The 16,658-nt window shown below is 67.9% G+C and carries 18 protein-coding genes; 8 read left to right on the top strand and 10 right to left on the bottom strand.

Going from position 1 to position 16,658, the window contains the following annotated elements; genetic code table 11:
* The 6 genes from M9902_RS00585 to M9902_RS00560 all read left to right on the top strand — a co-directional run bounded on the left by M9902_RS00585 (nucleotide 1) and on the right by M9902_RS00560 (nucleotide 4,307).
* Entirely contained in the window at nucleotides 1–1,359 is a 1,359-nt protein-coding gene (locus M9902_RS00585) for a GGDEF domain-containing protein (protein WP_297220383.1), read from the top strand.
* A gap of 159 nt (nucleotides 1,360–1,518) precedes the next feature.
* Nucleotides 1,519–1,767 (top strand): 30S ribosomal protein S16, encoded by a 249-nt coding sequence (rpsP, locus tag M9902_RS00580; RefSeq protein WP_297220381.1) that lies wholly within the window; start codon nucleotides 1,519–1,521, stop codon nucleotides 1,765–1,767.
* 45 nt (nucleotides 1,768–1,812) lie between these two features.
* A complete protein-coding gene (gene rimM, locus M9902_RS00575) occupies nucleotides 1,813–2,334 on the top strand; it encodes a ribosome maturation factor RimM (protein ID WP_297220379.1) in 522 nt (173 codons plus the stop codon).
* 119 nt (nucleotides 2,335–2,453) lie between these two features.
* Entirely contained in the window at nucleotides 2,454–3,224 is a 771-nt protein-coding gene (trmD, locus tag M9902_RS00570) for a tRNA (guanosine(37)-N1)-methyltransferase TrmD (protein ID WP_297220377.1), read from the top strand.
* Between the two features lie 194 nt (nucleotides 3,225–3,418).
* The gene (rplS, locus tag M9902_RS00565; protein WP_297220375.1) at nucleotides 3,419–3,829 is read left to right on the top strand and encodes a 50S ribosomal protein L19; all 411 of its coding nucleotides are present in this window, start codon (nucleotides 3,419–3,421) and stop codon (nucleotides 3,827–3,829) included.
* Between the two features lie 70 nt (nucleotides 3,830–3,899).
* Nucleotides 3,900–4,307: an RNA-binding S4 domain-containing protein gene (locus M9902_RS00560; RefSeq protein ID WP_297220373.1), complete on the top strand. Its 408-nt coding sequence runs from the start codon at nucleotides 3,900–3,902 to the stop codon at nucleotides 4,305–4,307.
* Between the two features lie 4 nt (nucleotides 4,308–4,311).
* On the opposite strand, the gene M9902_RS00555 is transcribed toward M9902_RS00560, so the two are convergent.
* From M9902_RS00555 to M9902_RS00545, 3 genes are all read right to left on the bottom strand, one after another.
* Entirely contained in the window at nucleotides 4,312–4,917 is a 606-nt protein-coding gene (locus M9902_RS00555; protein WP_297220371.1) for a heme-binding beta-barrel domain-containing protein, read from the bottom strand.
* A gap of 137 nt (nucleotides 4,918–5,054) precedes the next feature.
* Complete coding sequence (locus M9902_RS00550) at nucleotides 5,055–6,479, bottom strand: aminotransferase class V-fold PLP-dependent enzyme (RefSeq protein WP_297220369.1); 1,425 nt, start codon at nucleotides 6,477–6,479, stop codon at nucleotides 5,055–5,057.
* 75 nt (nucleotides 6,480–6,554) lie between these two features.
* Nucleotides 6,555–7,022 (bottom strand): Lrp/AsnC family transcriptional regulator, encoded by a 468-nt coding sequence (locus M9902_RS00545; protein ID WP_297220367.1) that lies wholly within the window; start codon nucleotides 7,020–7,022, stop codon nucleotides 6,555–6,557.
* Between the two features lie 95 nt (nucleotides 7,023–7,117).
* On the opposite strand from M9902_RS00545, the gene M9902_RS00540 reads away from it, so the two are divergent.
* Nucleotides 7,118–8,281 (top strand): aminotransferase class I/II-fold pyridoxal phosphate-dependent enzyme, encoded by a 1,164-nt coding sequence (locus tag M9902_RS00540; protein WP_297174344.1) that lies wholly within the window; start codon nucleotides 7,118–7,120, stop codon nucleotides 8,279–8,281.
* A 43-nt stretch (nucleotides 8,282–8,324) separates the two neighbouring features.
* Here M9902_RS00540 and M9902_RS00535 read toward each other — a convergent pair whose 3' ends face one another.
* From M9902_RS00535 to mutS, 3 genes are all read right to left on the bottom strand, one after another.
* Nucleotides 8,325–8,780 carry an Hpt domain-containing protein gene (locus tag M9902_RS00535; protein WP_297220365.1) on the bottom strand — a complete coding sequence of 152 codons (456 nt, stop codon included), beginning with the start codon at nucleotides 8,778–8,780 and terminating at the stop codon, nucleotides 8,325–8,327.
* 192 nt (nucleotides 8,781–8,972) lie between these two features.
* Nucleotides 8,973–9,674, bottom strand: a complete 702-nt coding sequence (locus M9902_RS00530; RefSeq protein ID WP_297220363.1) for an MOSC domain-containing protein — start codon at nucleotides 9,672–9,674, stop codon at nucleotides 8,973–8,975.
* Nucleotides 9,671–12,250 (bottom strand): DNA mismatch repair protein MutS, encoded by a 2,580-nt coding sequence (gene mutS / locus M9902_RS00525; protein WP_297220361.1) that lies wholly within the window; start codon nucleotides 12,248–12,250, stop codon nucleotides 9,671–9,673. The genes M9902_RS00530 and mutS overlap by 4 nt, the downstream gene beginning before the upstream one ends.
* A 125-nt stretch (nucleotides 12,251–12,375) precedes the next feature.
* Between mutS and phoB the strand changes: the two genes are divergently transcribed.
* A complete protein-coding gene (phoB, locus tag M9902_RS00520) occupies nucleotides 12,376–13,062 on the top strand; it encodes a phosphate regulon transcriptional regulator PhoB (RefSeq protein WP_297220359.1) in 687 nt (228 codons plus the stop codon).
* 36 nt (nucleotides 13,063–13,098) lie between these two features.
* Here phoB and phoU read toward each other — a convergent pair whose 3' ends face one another.
* From phoU to pstC, 4 genes are all read right to left on the bottom strand, one after another.
* A complete protein-coding gene (phoU, locus tag M9902_RS00515; RefSeq protein WP_297220357.1) occupies nucleotides 13,099–13,806 on the bottom strand; it encodes a phosphate signaling complex protein PhoU in 708 nt (235 codons plus the stop codon).
* Between the two features lie 43 nt (nucleotides 13,807–13,849).
* The gene (gene pstB, locus M9902_RS00510) at nucleotides 13,850–14,623 is read right to left on the bottom strand and encodes a phosphate ABC transporter ATP-binding protein PstB (RefSeq protein WP_297220977.1); all 774 of its coding nucleotides are present in this window, start codon (nucleotides 14,621–14,623) and stop codon (nucleotides 13,850–13,852) included.
* 127 nt (nucleotides 14,624–14,750) lie between these two features.
* Entirely contained in the window at nucleotides 14,751–15,614 is an 864-nt protein-coding gene (gene pstA, locus M9902_RS00505) for a phosphate ABC transporter permease PstA (RefSeq protein ID WP_297220355.1), read from the bottom strand.
* Nucleotides 15,611–16,588 carry a phosphate ABC transporter permease subunit PstC gene (gene pstC / locus M9902_RS00500; protein WP_297220353.1) on the bottom strand — a complete coding sequence of 326 codons (978 nt, stop codon included), beginning with the start codon at nucleotides 16,586–16,588 and terminating at the stop codon, nucleotides 15,611–15,613. Before pstC ends, pstA begins: the two co-directional genes overlap by 4 nt.
* Between the last annotated feature and the right edge of the window lie 70 nt (nucleotides 16,589–16,658).

Raw genomic sequence — 16,658 nt, 5'->3', positions numbered from 1 at the left:
ATGGCGCACTCCGCAGAGAACGGAATCCGCTTCAATGCGGCGGTGGTGCGCGGTTTCGTGGTGTTTTCACGAGTGGCCGGGTGGGTCGCCCTGGCAATCGGGATCCTGGTGTTGGCCTTGTGGGTGGCAGGGGTTGGCCCGATAGACTTGTTTGCACATGTGCAAGCCGGGATGCACGCCGCATCTGCCTTGGCCTGCGTGTTTGCGGGCAGTGCGTTGCTGTTGGCTGGCAGATTTCCTGCCGCCAGCATGGCCATGTCGCTGATGGTTGCTCTGCTGGGGGGGCATGAGCTATGGCTGCATGCGACCGAGCCCACCCACGCACAATCGCACTGGCTGGATGTCAGTTTCCCGGACTATGCGGGTCGCCCTTCGGCGCACATGACCGGGCTTGCGACGCTTTCCTATCTCCTGCTCGCCGGCGTGGGCCTGTTGGTTGTGGCAAAGCGGGCGCTGTGGCTGCGTGAAGCGGCTGCACTGGCTGTCATTGCCAGCGTATTGGCATCCGCCGCGACCTATGGCCAGGTCTTGGCAGGCGACGGGTTGGCCCTGCTGGAGAAACTGCCGATCCTCACTGCCGCGATGCAACTGCTGCTGGTGCTGGGCTGGCTGTCGTCGGTGCCGACGACCGGGATGACCCGGGTCGCCGTGGCGGACAGCCTTGGCGGGGCGTTCGCGCGACGATTGATCCTGCCGTCGCTGCTGCTGCCGTCGCTGATGACATTCGCCCTCCGGGCCGGACGTGAGTGGCTCGGCATGTCGGAGTCACTGTCACTTGCGCTGGCATCGGTCGTTGCCGGGGGCGCAGTGGCGACCATGATCGTCTGGGTCGGATTCCTGCTGGATCGGGTGGAACGCCAGCGGCGCGTGGAGGTTTTGCTGCGCCAAGATGCCCACAGCGATGGGTTGACCGGGCTTGCCAATCGACGTGCGTTCGACGCTGCGCTGTCCAATTCAAAGCGCAGGCCGGGTGAATTTTCGCTGCTGATGCTCGACCTGGATCGTTTCAAGGATTTCAACGACAGTTTCGGGCACCAAGCCGGTGACGATGTCCTGCGCGAGGCTGGGCGAATATTGCGCACGGTCATGCGTTCGCAGGACATGGCGGCGCGCTATGGTGGCGAGGAGTTCGTGATCCTGCTCCCGGAAGGCGGCGAAAGGCAGGCGCAGCTGGCAGGGCAGCGCATCCTTGATGCATTCCGAGGGCATGCCTGGCCCCAGCGTGCCATGACCGTCAGCATTGGCGCCGCAGTGGCACGCGAAGGGGAGCCCCCCGAAGACCTGCTGCGCCGCGCCGATGCGGCACTGTACGGCAGCAAGGCGTCCGGGCGTGACCGTCTGACTGTCGATTCCACCTAGGTACCGGGGTGGCCGGGCCGGGTCATGTGGCGAACGCTGGCTCAGAGAGACGGAACCGGGGCGTGGGGCCGCGTGCCCCTGTCCCTTGGTTGTCGTGGCAATCACAGCTATACTTATCGGCTTACCCGGTCATTCCGACCGCTGGATGGCAGTACAACCATGGTCAAGATCCGCCTCACCCGCGGCGGCGCCAAGAAGCGCCCCTTCTACCACATCATCGTCACCGACAGCCGCAGCGCGCGCGATGGCCGCAACATCGAGCGCGTCGGGTTCTACAACCCGGTGGCGCAGGGCGGCGAACAGCGCGTCCAGCTCGATGCCGAGCGCGTGAAGTTCTGGCTCGACCGCGGCGCCCAGCTGTCCGACAAGGTCGCCGACCTGTACAAGCAGGCCGCGCAGGCGGCCTGACCCGGCTGGCTCCGGCGATTCCCGCCGGAACCGCAGGCAGTGGACATGAACGCACCGGATGCCGGCCAGCGGTTGATCACCGTCGGTCGCCTGCACGGTGCGTTCGGCGTGCGCGGTGAAGTGAAGTTGGAAAGCTTCACCGATCCCGCGCCGGCCATCGCCCGCTATCAACCCTGGATCCTGCGTGATGCGCGTGGCGATGCGCTCAGTGTCGCCGGCGTGCGCGTGCGCGTCGGCGGCAAGGGCCTGGTCGCCACCGTGCCGGGGGTTGCCGATCGCGACGGTGCCGAGGCGCTGCGCGGGTTCGAGGTGCTGGTGCCACGTTCGGCGCTGCCGCCGCCTTCACCCGGTGAGTATTACTGGGTCGATCTGGAAGGCCTGCGCGTCGTCAATCTGGAGGGCGTTGCTTTCGGCACCGTCTCGCATCTGTTCGATACCGGTGCCAATCTGGTGCTGGTCGTCATCGGCGAGCGCGAACGGATGATTCCGTTCGTGCAGCCGGAATACGTTCACGAAGTGGATTTCGATGCGGGCACCATCCGGGTTGATTGGGACGCGGATTTCTGACGGATCTGGGCATTGTGGGAGCGCACCGCAGGGGCGCGAAAGCTGTTTCCCGCGGAGCTTCAATCGTACTCCTGCGGTGCGCTCCCACAGACAAGCCGCCATTGCATTTCGGAGGGGCCATGCGCATCGACCTCATCAGCCTGTTTCCAGACTTCGTGGCCAGCCTCGCCGGCCACGGTGTGGTCGGGCGGGCGGGCGAGCGCGGGTTGATTGATATCCACGGCTGGAATCCGCGCGACTACGCCGAAGGCAATTACCGGCGCGTGGACGATCGCCCGTTCGGCGGCGGTCCTGGCATGGTGATGCTGATCGAACCGCTGCGCGCCGCGCTGCAAGCCGTGCGAGCGGCCGATCCTGCGCCGGCATCCGTCATTTACCTCAGCCCGCAGGGGCGGCGACTGGATCAGGCCAGGGTGCGTGCCTTGGCGAGCGCGCCACGCCTGATCCTTCTGTGCGGGCGCTATGAAGGCGTGGACGAGCGTCTGCTGCAGGCCGAAGTGGATGAGGAGCTCTCGATCGGCGACTACGTGCTGTCCGGCGGCGAGCTGGCGGCGGCGGTGCTGATCGATGCGGTGGCGCGCCTGCAGGACGGCGCGCTCAATGACGCGCAATCGGCCGAGCAAGACAGCTTCGGTGCCGATGGCCTGCTCGACTGCCCGCATTACACCCGCCCGGTTGAGCACGCGCTGGGCGCGGTGCCCGAGGTGCTGCTGTCCGGCAACCACGCCCAGATCGCGCGCTGGCGGCGGATGCAGGCCTTGGGGCGGACCTGGCTGCGGCGCCCGGATTTGCTGGAAGAAGCCGCGCTGTCGAAGCAGGACCGGGCATTGCTGGCGGAATTCCTGGCCATGCAGGCCGCACCGGGCACCAATTCAGGCGAGCCGGCCTGAGCCGCGCAATCCGGTGGATGCCGGGTTCTGTTGCCGGGTTCCAGCGCATGCCTGCAAAACCCGCTACAATGCGCGGCTAGGCCATGCCCTGAACAGCTTCACCAGTGCCATGACGCGGGTCCACGTGCACTCGCGCAACAACAACATCCAACAGGCGCGTGCTCGCCACGCAAACGACTCCACAGGTTGATCCCATGAACAAGCCCTCGATCCACACCCTCGTCCAGAATTTCGAAGCTGCCCAGGTTTCGCGCACGCTGCCCGACTTCGGCCCCGGCGATACCGTCATCGTCAACGTCAAGGTCAAGGAAGGCAACCGCGAGCGCGTGCAGGCCTATGAAGGCGTCGTGATCGGCATCAAGAATGCCGGCCTGAATTCCGCCTTCACCGTGCGCAAGATTTCCCACGGCTTCGGCGTCGAGCGCGTGTTCCAGACCCACAGTGCCGCGATCGATTCGGTCGAGGTCAAGCGTCGCGGCGCCGTGCGCGCCAGCAAGTTGTACTACCTGCGTGGTCTGGAAGGCAAGAAGGCGCGCATCAAGGAAGACCTCGCCGGCAATGCCAAGGCGCGCGCCAAGGCCGCCGCCGAAGCGGCTTCCGAGTAAGCCGCAGGATCCGGATGCGCACGACGGCCACCCCCGGGTGGCCGTTTGCGTTTCAAGGCCGGAAGCGTCGATGCCGCAAGCAAACCCATCCGTCGCTGGCGTGCGCCTCGATCTGTGGCTGTGGGCCGCGCGTTTCTTCAAGACCCGCGCTCTGGCCAAGCACGCCATCGAAACCGGCAAGATCGCGCTGGCGGGCCAACCAGCCAAGCCGTCGCGCCTCGTCATCGTCGGTGATGCCATGTTGATCGAACGTGCCGGCGAGCGCTTCGAAATCGAAGTGCTGGTGCTGTCCAGCACGCGCGGTTCGGCCAGCGTTGCCCAAGCCTTGTATCGGGAATCCGAAGCATCCAGAGTCGCCCGCGAACAAGCGCGGGCCCAGCGAGCCGCCGAACGCGCCGGTTACCAGCCACCGGCCACGCGCCCGGACAAGCGCGCGCGCCGGCTGATTCGCGCCCTCGGTGACCTGGACGCGCTGTAATGATTCAGGCGTTGTCGCTGCCCGGATGGATGCGCTTGACCAGGCGCAGCGTGTTGCGGTCGGTGTGGTGCATCTCCTTGCCGCCCTGCGCCGCCAGCTTCAGCACCAGATCCGAGGTATAGCTCAGCGTTCCGTCGTCGTTGAAAGTGAAGGTGCTGTCGAAGCTGCGCAGTTCGGCGCGTTCCAGCAGGTATTTGTTCTGCAGGATGCCGTAGTCGGGATTGCCGGGGCGGGAATTGAAATGCAGCGTGCGGTCGCGCGGGCCGGCGCTGCTGCCGGCGAGGACCGCGATCCCGCGCCCAAACACCACCGCGCGCATCACCTGGCCGCGCTGCTTGTCCCACAGCAGATAGCCGACCTCGTCGTGGAAGGGCTCCATCGCCTCCTCGCCGTGGCGCCAGGCCACCATGCCGTACTTCAGCCCTTCCAGCTGCTGCTGGCCGTTTTCCTGCATCGGGATCGGGTGGAACCAGGCTTTTTCGAAGTAGCTGGTCTGTCCGGTTTCATCGTCCTTGTTGTGGTAGGACAGATCGACGCCGACATCGCCTTCCCAATCGCCCACGAACCGCGTCAGCGGACCCAAACGCTGCGGACCCAGAACCTCTGCCATGACTTGCTCTCCCATCGGGGTGGAAGGTGCACGCACGGTGCACCGCTCCACCAATCTGGGCGCAGCGGTGTTGGCGCCGCGTCAAAACGGCATCGCTGCTTGCCAGGTGAGCTGCGGCGGTGGCGCCGGGCCTTGCTTCAGCTGGCGAGAAGCTCGGCGGCAACCGCGGCGATATCCTCAACGCAGGCCTCCATCTGCGCGCGCCGGGTGCGGAAGCTGAGCACGCAGACGCGGCCGAGGAAACGCTCGCCGACCTGAGCGCCGGTCACCATCACCCGGCCGCGTGCCGTCACGCGCTCCATCAGCGCGCGGGTGGCCGCGTTTTGCGCGTCCAGCGTCGGCAGCGTGGGATGTTCCAGGTGGAAGGCGAACAGCGACAGCTGCGGCGGTGCGTCCATCACGATGCCGGGGATTTTGCCCACTTCGCCGGCGGCCCAGATGGCCAGGCCGCGCTTTTCCGAGAGTGCCGCGCGGTAGCGGTCGGTGCCCAGCAGTTTCATCGTCAGCCACACCCGCAATCCCGGGAAGCCGCGCGACAGGTCGGGGCCGTACTGGGCCGGATCGTAGAAGGTGTTCTGGTTGCTGGGCAGATAGCCGGCCTCGGAGGCGTGCAGCGCGCGCAGCGCTTCGCCGTCGCGCACCAGCAGCGCGCCGGTGCCGTAGGGCAGGAACAGGCCCTTGTGTGGGTCCAGAGTCAGCGAGTCGGCGCGCGGCAGGCCGGCCAGCAGCGGCCGCAGCTCCGGCACCATGTGGAAGAACGCGCCATAGGCGCCGTCGACGTGGTGCCACAGGCCCTCGCGCGCGCACAGGTCGGCCACCGCGTCGATCGGATCCACCGCGCCGGTATTGGTGGTGCCGGCGGTGGAAAACACCATGAACGGTTTCAGCCCGGCGGCGCGGTCGGCGGCGATCGCCGCTTCCAGAGCGTCCACGCGCATGCGGAACTGCGCATCGACCGCAATGGTGCGCACGCGGTCGTGGGCAATGCCGGCCAGCCGCGCGGCCTTGGTGATGGAGTGGTGCGATTGCGAGGACACGTACAGCACACCGGCGCGAATATCGGTGCCCAGGCGCTGCTCGCGGGCGGCGGCAATGGCGTTGAACATCGCCATCGAACCGCCGGTGGTGAACACGCCGCGGGTGCTGGCGGGCATCTGCATCCATTCGCGCATCCAGTCCAGCGCGTTGGCTTCCAGCTGGACCAGCGCCGGGGCCGCCTGCCAGATGCCGGTGTAGCGATTGCAGGTGTCGGCGATGAAATCAGCCAGCGCAGCAGGATAAATGCCGCCGCCGGGGATATAAGCCAGATAGCCGGGGCCGGGCGTGCCGAACGAGCGCGGGATCCACTGCTCGAACAAGGGATCAAGCAGGGCATCCAGCGGACTGCCGTCCAGCGGCTCGGGTTCGCGCAGCGCTTCGCACAGGGCCTCGATGCCGTCGAAATCACCGTTGGAAGGCGCCTCGCCGAGCGCGTCGATATGCGCCACCGCGCGATCGACCACCGCATGGCCCATCGTGCGCATGGCCTCGGGCGTGAATTCGAGATTGGCTGGATCGTTCATGGGGATGTGCCGCAGCAGGGGAAACTCCGATTATGCGACGTCGTGTCGGCGCGGCCAGTGCAACAAGTTTGGGCGTCATTCCGCCCCGGGGCGCAGCGGCAGCTCGACGTTGCGCTGGTATTCGAAGATCAGCCGCGTTTCGATGTGCGCCACTTCATCGCGCTCGGTGAAGGCGGTGAGGGTGAAGTTGCGCAGGTGGTCGCTGTCACGTACGCCGACGTGGACCAGGAAATCGTCGGCACCGGCGACGTGGTAGCAGGCCAGCACTTCCGGCAGGGCCAGCAGATGCGCGTGGAAGCCGTCCACCAGCGTGCGTGAATGCCGCGCCAGCCGCACCGACACCATCGCTTGCAGGCCGACCCCGATGGCCGCGGGCGCGATCTCGGCGTGGTAGCCCAGCAGCACCTTGTCCGCATGCATCCGGCGCACTCGCTCCAGCGCGGTGGACGGCGCGATCCCGACGCGCGCGGCGAGATCCTTGTTGGACAGCCGAGCATTCTTCCGCAGCAGGCGCAGCAGGGCGTAGTCGGTTCGGTCGAGCATGGAATTATCCGCTGATATCGAAATATCGTTCGATGTGATGGCCTTGTACCGAACGACGTTCTAGCATAAGGGTTTCCCGTCGATCGGAGTGCGCCATGACCCGTTTCCAGACCACCGCCGTCCACGCCGGCCGCGAAGACTTCGGCAAGCTGTGCGTGCACGCGCCGCCGCTGGACCTGTCGACCACCTATCCGATCGCCGACCTCGACACCGGCAGCGCCAGCTTCGACGCCCTGATCGGCGGCGCTGCCGACGCGGCCAACCCGATCTATGCGCGCCTGCACAATCCGACCGTGGCGCGCGCCGAAAACGGCATTGCCGCGCTGGAAGGCAGCGAAGCCTGTGTGGCCTACGGCTCGGGCATGGCCGCGCTGACCGCGCTGCTGATGGACCGCGCCCAGCACGGCAAGCACGTGCTGGTGGTGCGACCGCTGTATGGCACATCCGATCATCTGCTGGAAAGCGGCATCTGCGGGATGCAGGCCGAGTTCATCACCGACGCCGGCCAGATCGCCGCGCATCTGCGCCCCGACACCGCGCTGGTCATCATCGAAACGCCGTCCAACCCCACCTTGAACCTGATCGACATCCGCGCCGCCGTTGCCGCCGCGGGCAAGGTGCCGGTGGCGGTGGATTCGACCTTCGCCACCCCGGTGCTGCAACGCCCGATCGCACTGGGCGCGGCCTACGTCTGGCACAGCGCCACCAAGTTCCTCGGTGGCCACGGCGACGTGATCGCCGGGGTGGTGTGCTGCAGCGAGGAGCGCGCCCACCCGCTGCGCACCATGCGCGCGGCCACCGGCGCCCTGCTGCACCCGCTGGCGGCCTACCTGCTGCACCGCGGACTGCCGACGCTGAAGCTGCGGGTGGAAGCCGCGCAGGCCAACGCCCAGGTGCTGGCGCAGCGCCTTGCCGAGCATCCGGCGGTGGCCAAGGTGCATTACCCCGGCCTGGCCGATGCGCCCAACGCGCATCTGGTCGGCACCCAGATGTCCGGCCCCGGCTCACTGCTCTCGTTCGACATGAGGGGTGGCCACGAGGCGGCGGCCAAGGTCATGTCGCGGGTGAAGGTGATGACCTCGGCGGTGAGCCTGGGCTCGGTGGATACCCTGATTCAGCATCCGGCCGGGTTGACCCACCGGATGGTGCCCGACGACGTGAAGCTGGCCACCGGCATCACCCCGGGCCTGCTGCGGATGTCGGCGGGGCTGGAGGACGTGGAAGACCTCTGGGACGACCTCGCGCAGGCGATGGCCTGAGCGACAGCCCGAACCGCGGCCGGCGCGGCCGCGACCGGTGCGATCAACTGGCCGCGCGCTGCAGCGCGCTGATCACGCTGCGGGTGTCATCGGGAATCGGCAGGCCGTTGCGCATCGCGTGCAGCCACTTCGGCAGCAGCGCCACCGCGGCTTCCAGCGCGGCGATCTGGTGCAGCTCGGGGTTGCGCTTGCGGCCGGCACGCTTGGCGGTGGCTTCCGCGGCGCGGCCGAGATCCGCAAGTTGAGTGGCGCCAATCACCGGCGCCGAGCCTTTGAGGGTGTGAAAGGCGCGCACCATCGACCGGGTGTGGGCCGGGTTGGCGAAATCCTCGCGCCAGGCCGCCAGCGCCTTTTCGACGTTCTTGATGATGTCTTCGAGCTCGCCCAGGAAGACTTCGCGCATTTCCTGATCGACGTCACCCGCCAGTGCCGGCCGCCCCGGGCGCGCCGCCCCGCGCGAGAACAGCCTGTAAAACAGTGCGGAAAACCAGTTGTTCAAGTGCATTTCCCCGTCCGAGTCGAAACGGTGTTCGCGCCGCGGACATCCACGGGCACGCCCCCGGTGCTTGCCCCGCGAGTGCCCGGGCATGATAAACGCCAGTCGCGGCCGGAAGCCATCCAGACCGGGCCGGGGACGGCCGTGGGCGATGGATGGCGGAAATGGACGGTCAAACGGCTGGAAAAAACGGAATCACTCCCGTTCCGGTCCGTCGATCCGTTTGCTCCAATGCTCGATGCTGCCCAGCTGCAGTCGCCGTTCAAACAGCTTTCGCCACGAAGCCACCAGTGGCAGCGCCAACGCGGGCTCCAGCAGGACTGGGTCCAGAACGCGGTCGTAAATCAGCCGGGCCAGCCGGGTGAGTGGCCAATCGGGATGGGCCCGCTCGAACAGGCGCAGGCTGTCGCCGCGTTGGACACGGCCGGGTTGCAGCACGCGGTAGTACCAGCCGGTGCGGCCGCTGGCCTGCACGCGGCGGGCCATGTCCGGCAGGTCGAAGCGATCGTTGAGTTTCCAGCACGGCTGCCTGCCCTGACTGACTTCCAGCAGCGCATCGCCGAGTGCGAAGCGGTCGCCCAGGCAGACATCGGCCTCGGTCAGGCCTTGCGTGCTGAGGTTTTCGCCGAATGCGCCGGGCTGTTGCAGCACCGGCAGGTTGCCCAGTTCGCGGCGCCAGGCCGGGTAATGCTCGAAGGCATAGTGATGCACGGCCTTGTCCGGCCCGCCGTGCACGCGCGGATCGCCCTGCTCGTCACCCTCGAATCCGAGTGCACCGAGCTGCACGCTGTCCGTGCGCGGCTGCTTGTCGATGCCGCTGCGTGAGCCGGGGCGCGTGTAGGGTCTGGCCGTGCCGGTCAGCAGCGCCTCCACGCGCACCTGCAGCGCTGGTTTCACGTCAGCGCCTTCAGCCGGTACAGCGCTTCCAGCGCCTGTTTCGGGGTGAGGTCGTCCGGGTCGAGGCCGGCCAGTGCGTCCAGCGCGGCGGACTGCGTGGCGAACAGGCCGAATTGTTGCGGCGCATCCAGCGCCGGTGCGCTCATCGAGACCTGCGGTGCGTCGCGGTTCTGCGATTCCAGTTCCGCCAATCGCGCACGCGCCTGTTGCAGCGCGGCTTTGGGCAGGCCAGCCAGTGCCGCGACCTGCAGGCCAAAGCTGCGGTTGGCAGGGCCGGGTTTCACGGCGTGCATGAACACCAGCGCGTCGCCGTGCTCGACCGCATCCAGATGCAGGTTCGCGATTCCGCTGCCCGGTTCGGCCAGGGCCGTCAGTTCGAAATAGTGGGTTGCGAACAGGGTGTAGCTGCGGTTGCCGGCGGCCAGCTGGCGCGCTACCGCGTCGGCCAGCGCGAGGCCATCGTAGGTGGAGGTGCCGCGACCGATTTCATCCATCAATACCAGCGATTGTTCGGTGGCGTGGTGGAGGATGTAGGCGGTTTCGCTCATTTCCACCATGAAGGTCGATTGCCCGCGGGCCAGGTCGTCACCGGCGCCGATGCGGGTGAGGATGCGGTCGATCGGGCCGAGGGTCGCCTTCGCCGCCGGCACGAAGCTGCCGATGCAGGCCAGCAGTACGATCAGCGCGTTCTGGCGCATGAAGGTGCTCTTGCCGCCCATGTTCGGGCCGGTGATGATGTACATCCGGGTCGCGTCGTCGAAGACAAGATCGTTCGGCTCGAACGGCGCGTCGCGCAGCGCTTCCACCACCGGATGGCGGCCGCGTTCGATGTGGATGCCGGGCTCCTCACGCAGCGTCGGCAGGTTCCAGTCCAGCGCCTGCGCGCGTTCGGCGAAGCCGGCCAGCACGTCCAGTTCGGACAGCGCCAGCGCGCAGCGGCGCAGTGGCTCCAGCACTTCGTTGAGCACGTCGAGCAGGCCCTCGTACAGCAGCTTCTCGCGCGCCAGCGCGCGTTCGCGCGCGGACAGCACCTTGTCCTCGAAGCCTTTCAGCTCCTCGGTGATGTAGCGCTCGGCGCCGGTCAGGGTTTGTCGTCGCGTGTAATGCACGGGGGCCTTGTCGCTCTGGCCCTTGCTGATTTCGATGTAGTAGCCGTGGACGCGGTTGTAGCCGACTTTCAGGGTCGGGATGCCGGTGGTTTCGCGCTCGCGCGCTTCGAGGTCGATCAGGAACTGGTCGGCGTTGGTGGAAAGCTGGCGCAACTCGTCCAGCTCCACGTCGAAGCCGTCCGCGATCACGCCGCCGTCGCGTGCCAGCAGCGGCGGCTGGGCGACGATGGCGGTGCGCAGGTGGTGGGCGGTGGCGTCGTGTTCGCCGAGTTCGGTATGCAGGGTTTGCAGGCGCGGGGAATCCAGCGGGGCGAGGATCTCGCGCACGGCGGGCAGCAGCGCAAGGCCGTCGCGCAGGGTGGACAGATCGCGCGGCCGCGCGCTGCGCAGCGCCACCCGCGAGAGGATGCGCTCCATGTCGCCGAGGCTGCGGAAGGACTCGCGCAGCGTGTCGTCGGCGCGCGCGTCGATCAGCGTCTGCACCGCGTGGTGGCGCTCGCCGAGCGTGCGCCGGTCGCGCAGAGGACGGTGCAGCCAGCGCCGCAGCAGGCGGCCGCCCATCGGGCTGACGGTGGAATCCAGCACGCCCAGCAGGGTGGCCTTGACGTCGCCGTCGATGCGCGAATCCAGTTCCAGATGGCGGCGCGTGGCCGCGTTCATGGCGATGGCCTCATCGCTGGTTTCCAGCGCGATGGCGCGCAGGTGCGGCAGGCGCTGCTTCTGGGTTTCCTCGACGTAGTCCAGCAGCGCGGCGGCGGCGGCGATGGCCAGCGGCCGGTCGTCGATGCCGAAGGCGGTGAGGTCGTGCACGCCGAAGAATTGCAGCAGTTGCCGGCGGCCGGAATCGGCGTCGAACAGCCACGGCGCGCGCCGACGCAGGCCGCGCGCTTCCTGCACGCATTGCGGCCAGCCGTCTTCGTCGGGCACCAGCGTTTCCGCCGGCTGCAGGCGCGCCAGCTCGGCTTCCAGCGCATCCTCGCCCGCCACTTCGTTGGCGCGCAGGCGGCCGCTGGCGAGGTCGGCCCAGGCCAGTCCGTAGCCATGCTTGCCGCGACTGATCGCAAGCAGCAGCGTGTCGCGGCGCTCGTCCAGCAGCGCCTCGTCGGTGACGGTGCCGGGGGTGACGATGCGCACCACCTTGCGTTCCACCAGGCCCTTGGCCAGCGCCGGATCGCCGATCTGTTCGCAAATCGCCACCGATTCGCCCAGCGCCACCAGCCGCGCCAGATAGCCCTCGTAGGCATGGTGCGGCACGCCCGCCATCGGGATCGGCTGGCCTGCCGACTGCCCGCGCTGGGTCAGGGTGATGTCCAGCAGCCGCGCCGCCTTGCGCGCGTCGTCGTAGAACATCTCGTAGAAATCGCCCATGCGGAAGAACAGCAGCACGTCCGGATGCTCCGCCTTGGCGGCGAAGTACTGGCGCATCAGGGGCGTGTGCTGGCTGGAATCGGCGGGGGCGGGGGCCATGGTGCGGGAACGGCGGGCCAATGGCGCAGTGTCGCATGCCCGCCGCCTGCTGCCCAAGCCGTCACCGTGCTGTCATCTTCATCGGTTGCAATATCCGCGTCACGCAGGCGACACGGAACCCGAACATGCAAAAACGCGTGCTGGTGGTCGAGGACGAGGCGGCGATCCGCGACATGATCGCGTTCGCCCTGCGCAAGGCGGACATCGAGGTGGCGCACGCCGCCGATGCGAGCGCGGCACTGGTCGCGATCGCGGACGCGCCGCCGGACCTGATCCTGCTGGACTGGATGCTGCCCGGCATGTCCGGTCTGGAGCTGGCCCGGCGCCTGCGCGGCGAGGAGGGCGGCGCCGAGGTGCCGATCATCATGCTGACCGCGCGCGGCGAGGAAGCCGACCGCGTCAGCGGGCTGGAGGCGGGCGTCGATGATTACGTGGTCAAGCCGTTCTCGACCCGCGAGCTGGTTGCGCGCATCCGCGCGGTGCTGCGCCGCAGCCAGGCCGACGGCGACGACGGTTCGATCCAGGTCGGCGGCCTGCGCATCGACGGCCCGGCGCACCGTGTGTTCGCGGGCGACGCCGAGATCAAGGCGGGCCCGACCGAATACCGGTTGCTGCATTTCTTCATGACCCACGCCGACCGCGTCTATTCGCGCGCGCGGCTGCTGGACCAGGTCTGGGGCGGCAGCGTGTTCGTGGAGGAGCGCACCGTGGACGTACATATCCGGCGCCTGCGCAAGCTGCTCGAACCGCACGGCCTGGCGCACATGGTGCAGACCGTGCGCGGGACCGGCTACCGCTTCTCGGAGGCGTGAGCGGAACGGTCGGGAGGGTCGGCCGGCAAGCGACGCTCAGGGCTCCGAGACATCATGCGTGTCGTCGCGCTTGTCGCGGGTCGGCAGGCTGTCGTCGCCGTGGACGAGGAACCAGACGTTCTCGGCGATGTTGGTGGCGTGGTCGCCGATGCGTTCGATGTTCTTGGCCATGAACAGCAGGTGGGTGCAGGGTGTGATGCTGTGCGCGTCTTCCATCATGTAGGTCAGCAGTTCGCGGAACAGGCCGGTGTAGAGCACGTCGAGTTCGGCGTCGCGTTCGCGGACGCGCTGCGCGGCCTGGGCGTCGCCGTCGCGGTAGGCGGCCAGCACGTCGCGGGTCTGGCGCGCGGCCAGCGTGCCCAGCGCGCGCAGGCCGCGGGTGGGCTGCAGCGGCGGGGTGCGGTTCAGCGCCATCGAGCGCTTGGCGAGGTTGGCCGCGTAGTCGCCGATGCGCTCGATGTCGGAGGCGATCCGCAGGGCGGCCAGGATCTGGCGCAGGTCGCGCGCCAGCGGGCCGCGCAGGGCCAGTTTCATGACGTCGTTGCTGACCTCGTGTTCGAGCGCGTCGATCGCGCGGTCGCCGGCGATGATGCGTTCGGCGGCGCGGTCGTTGCGGCGGTCGATGACGTCGAGCGCGGCGTCGAGCTGGGCGGCGGCCATTTCGCCCATGCGCAGGATTTCGTCGAGCAGGCGTCGCTGCTCCTCGTCGTGGCTCTTGACGATGTGGCCGTGCTGTTCGTTCACGCGTTTGCTCCTTTCTTCCCGTTGCGGACGCGGCGGCCGGGGCTCACCCGAACCGCCCGGTAATGTAGTCCTCGGTCTGCTGCTTGCCGGGATTGGAGAAGATCGTCCCGGTGTCCGCGTGTTCGATCAGCTCGCCCAGGTACATGAAGGCGGTGAAGTCGGACACGCGCGCGGCCTGCTGCATGTTGTGGGTGACGATGACGATGGTGTAGTCGCGCTTGAGTTCCTCGATCAGCTGCTCGATCTTGCTGGTGGAGATCGGGTCCAGCGCCGAGGTCGGTTCGTCGAGCAGCAGCACGTCGGGGCGCAGCGCCACCGCGCGCGCGATGCACAGGCGCTGCTGCTGGCCGCCGGACAGGCCGAGCGCGCTCTTCCCGAGCTTGTCCTTGACCTCGTCCCACAGCGCGGCCTGGGCCAGTGCGTGCTGCACCCGCGCGTCCAGTTCCGCGCGCGGCAGCCGCTCGTGGTGGCGGATGCCGTAGGCGACGTTTTCGTAAATGGTCATCGGGAACGGCACCGGCTTCTGGAACACCATGCCGACCTTGCTGCGCAGGCGGTTCATCGAATACGTCGGCGCCAGGATGTTCTCGCCGTCGAGCAGCACCTGTCCCTCGGCGCGCAGTTTCGGATACAGCGCGTAGATGCGGTTGAACACCCGCAGCAGGGTGGATTTGCCGCAGCCGGACGGCCCGATCAGCGCCGTCACCTGTTTTTCCGGAATCTCCAGGTCGATGTGCCGGACGGCGTGGAACTGGTCGTACCAGAAGCCGAGGCCGCGCGCCGCCATCTTGATCGACGGCTGGGCGACCGCGGCCATCGGGCGCTTGGTTGGCGTGATGGCGATGGGTGCATCGTTCATGGACGGCGTCCGGTCGGGGAACAGGGGCGTGGTGACGTGGGATGGGCCGTTTTCGCGAACCCGCGAAACATGGGCCAGTGCGGCGTCAGTCATGGGCGACTCGCTTGCGCAACAGGAACAGGCGCGCCAGCAGGCTGACCGCCAGCACGAACAAGGTGGTCAGCAGCGCGCCGGCCCACGCCAAGTGCTCCCAGTTCTCGTAGCCGGAGCCGGCGAACTTGTACATCACCAGCGGCACCGCGCTCATCGCGCCGGTCGGCTTCAGGCTGAAGAACTCGTTGCCGAACGCGGTGAACAACAGCGGCGCGGTCTCGCCGGCGATCCGCGCCAGCGCCAGCAGCACGCCGGTGAGGATGCCGGGCAGGGCGCTGCGATACAGCACCTGCATCGTGACCTTCCACTGCGGGATGCCCAGCGACAGCGCCGCCTCGCGCATCTGCACCGGCACCAGCCGCAGCATCTCGTCGGTGGTGCGCACCACCACCGGCAGCACGATGAAGGCCAGCGCCAGCGCGCCGGCGATAGCCGAGAACCGGCCGTTGGTCGTCATCACGAAGGCGGCATAGACGAACAGGCCGAGCACGATGGACGGCGCCGACAGCAGGATGTCGTTGACGAAGCGCACGACGGTGCCGAGCTTGCCGCGATCGCCCAACTCGGCGAGCCAGGTGCCGGCGGCGATCCCCAGCGGCGTTCCGATCGCGATGCCCATGCCGCACATCAGCAGGCTGCCGACGATCGCGTTGCGCAGGCCGCCGGCTTCCATCGGCGGGGGCTGGTCCTGGGTGAACAGGGCGAGGTTGAAATTGGCCAGGCCCTTGGCCAGCAGCGTCCACAGGATCCAGCCCAAGGCGGCCAGCCCGACCAGCGCGGCGGCGCAGGCCAGCGCAATCGCCACGGCATTGGCGATGCGGCGACGGCGATACAGCGCGGTGGACACGGCGCTCATGCGTTGCCTTCCCTGCGCGACAGGTTGCGCAGCATCAGCCGCGCCAGCGCCAGCACCACGAAGGTGACGAGGAACAGCACGAAGCCGAGCAGCAGCAGGGCGGCGCGGTAGGTTTCGGTGGCCTCGCCGAAGTCGTTGGCGATCAATGCGGCGATCGTGGTGGATGGTTCCAGCAGCGAGGCGGTGAAGGCGACGCTGTTGCCGATCACGAAGGTGACCGCCATGGTTTCCCCGAGCGCGCGCCCGAGGCCGAGGAAGATGCCGCCGATCACCGCCGAACGGGTGTAGGGCAGCACGATGTCGCGGCTCACTTCCCAGCGCGTCGCGCCCAGCGCGTAGGCGGATTCCTTGAGCCGCGCCGGCACGGTCTTGAACACTTCGCGCATGGTTGCGGCGATGAAGGGGATCACCATGATCGACAGCACCAGCCCGGCGGTGAGCATGCCGATGCCGATGGGCGGGCCGCGGAACAGCGCGCCGATCACCGGCAGCGGGCCGAGGTGCGCATCCAGCCACGGGAACAGGTTTTCGCGCATCACCGGCATCAGCACGAAGAAGCCCCACATGCCGTAGATGATCGAAGGGATGCCGGCCAGAAGTTCGATCGCGGCGCCGACCGGCGCGCGCAGCCAGCGCGGCGCAATTTCGGTGAGGAAAAAGGCGATGCCGAAACTGACTGGCACCGCGATCAGCATGGCGATCACCGCCGTCACCAGGGTGCCGTAGATCGGCACCAGCGCGCCGTATCTGTCCTCGACCGGATTCCAGTCGCTGGTGATGAAGAAGTCCAGGCCCATGTGCGCCAGCACGCTGCGCCCGCCCCACAGCATCGACAGCGCGGCGCCGGCCAGCGTCACCAGCACGAACACGGCGGTGGCGGTCAGCAGCCAGCGGAACCCGGCGTCGTGGCGCGCATCGGCGGCGTCGCGGAGCGCGGCGGTTGGCAGGACTGCGGGTGTGACGACGGCTGACATCATTTCGGCTCTACGGGTATTGCCCGCGGCCGCGGGCAATGGCGAAGAAGGCTGGCTGCGGCAGCAGTCG

The sequence above is a fragment of the Thermomonas sp. genome, assembly GCF_023953935.1.
GTDB lineage: Bacteria > Pseudomonadota > Gammaproteobacteria > Xanthomonadales > Xanthomonadaceae > Thermomonas.
The sequence above is the reverse complement of the archived record's forward strand: the minus strand, read 5'-3'. Positions and strand labels throughout refer to the sequence as shown.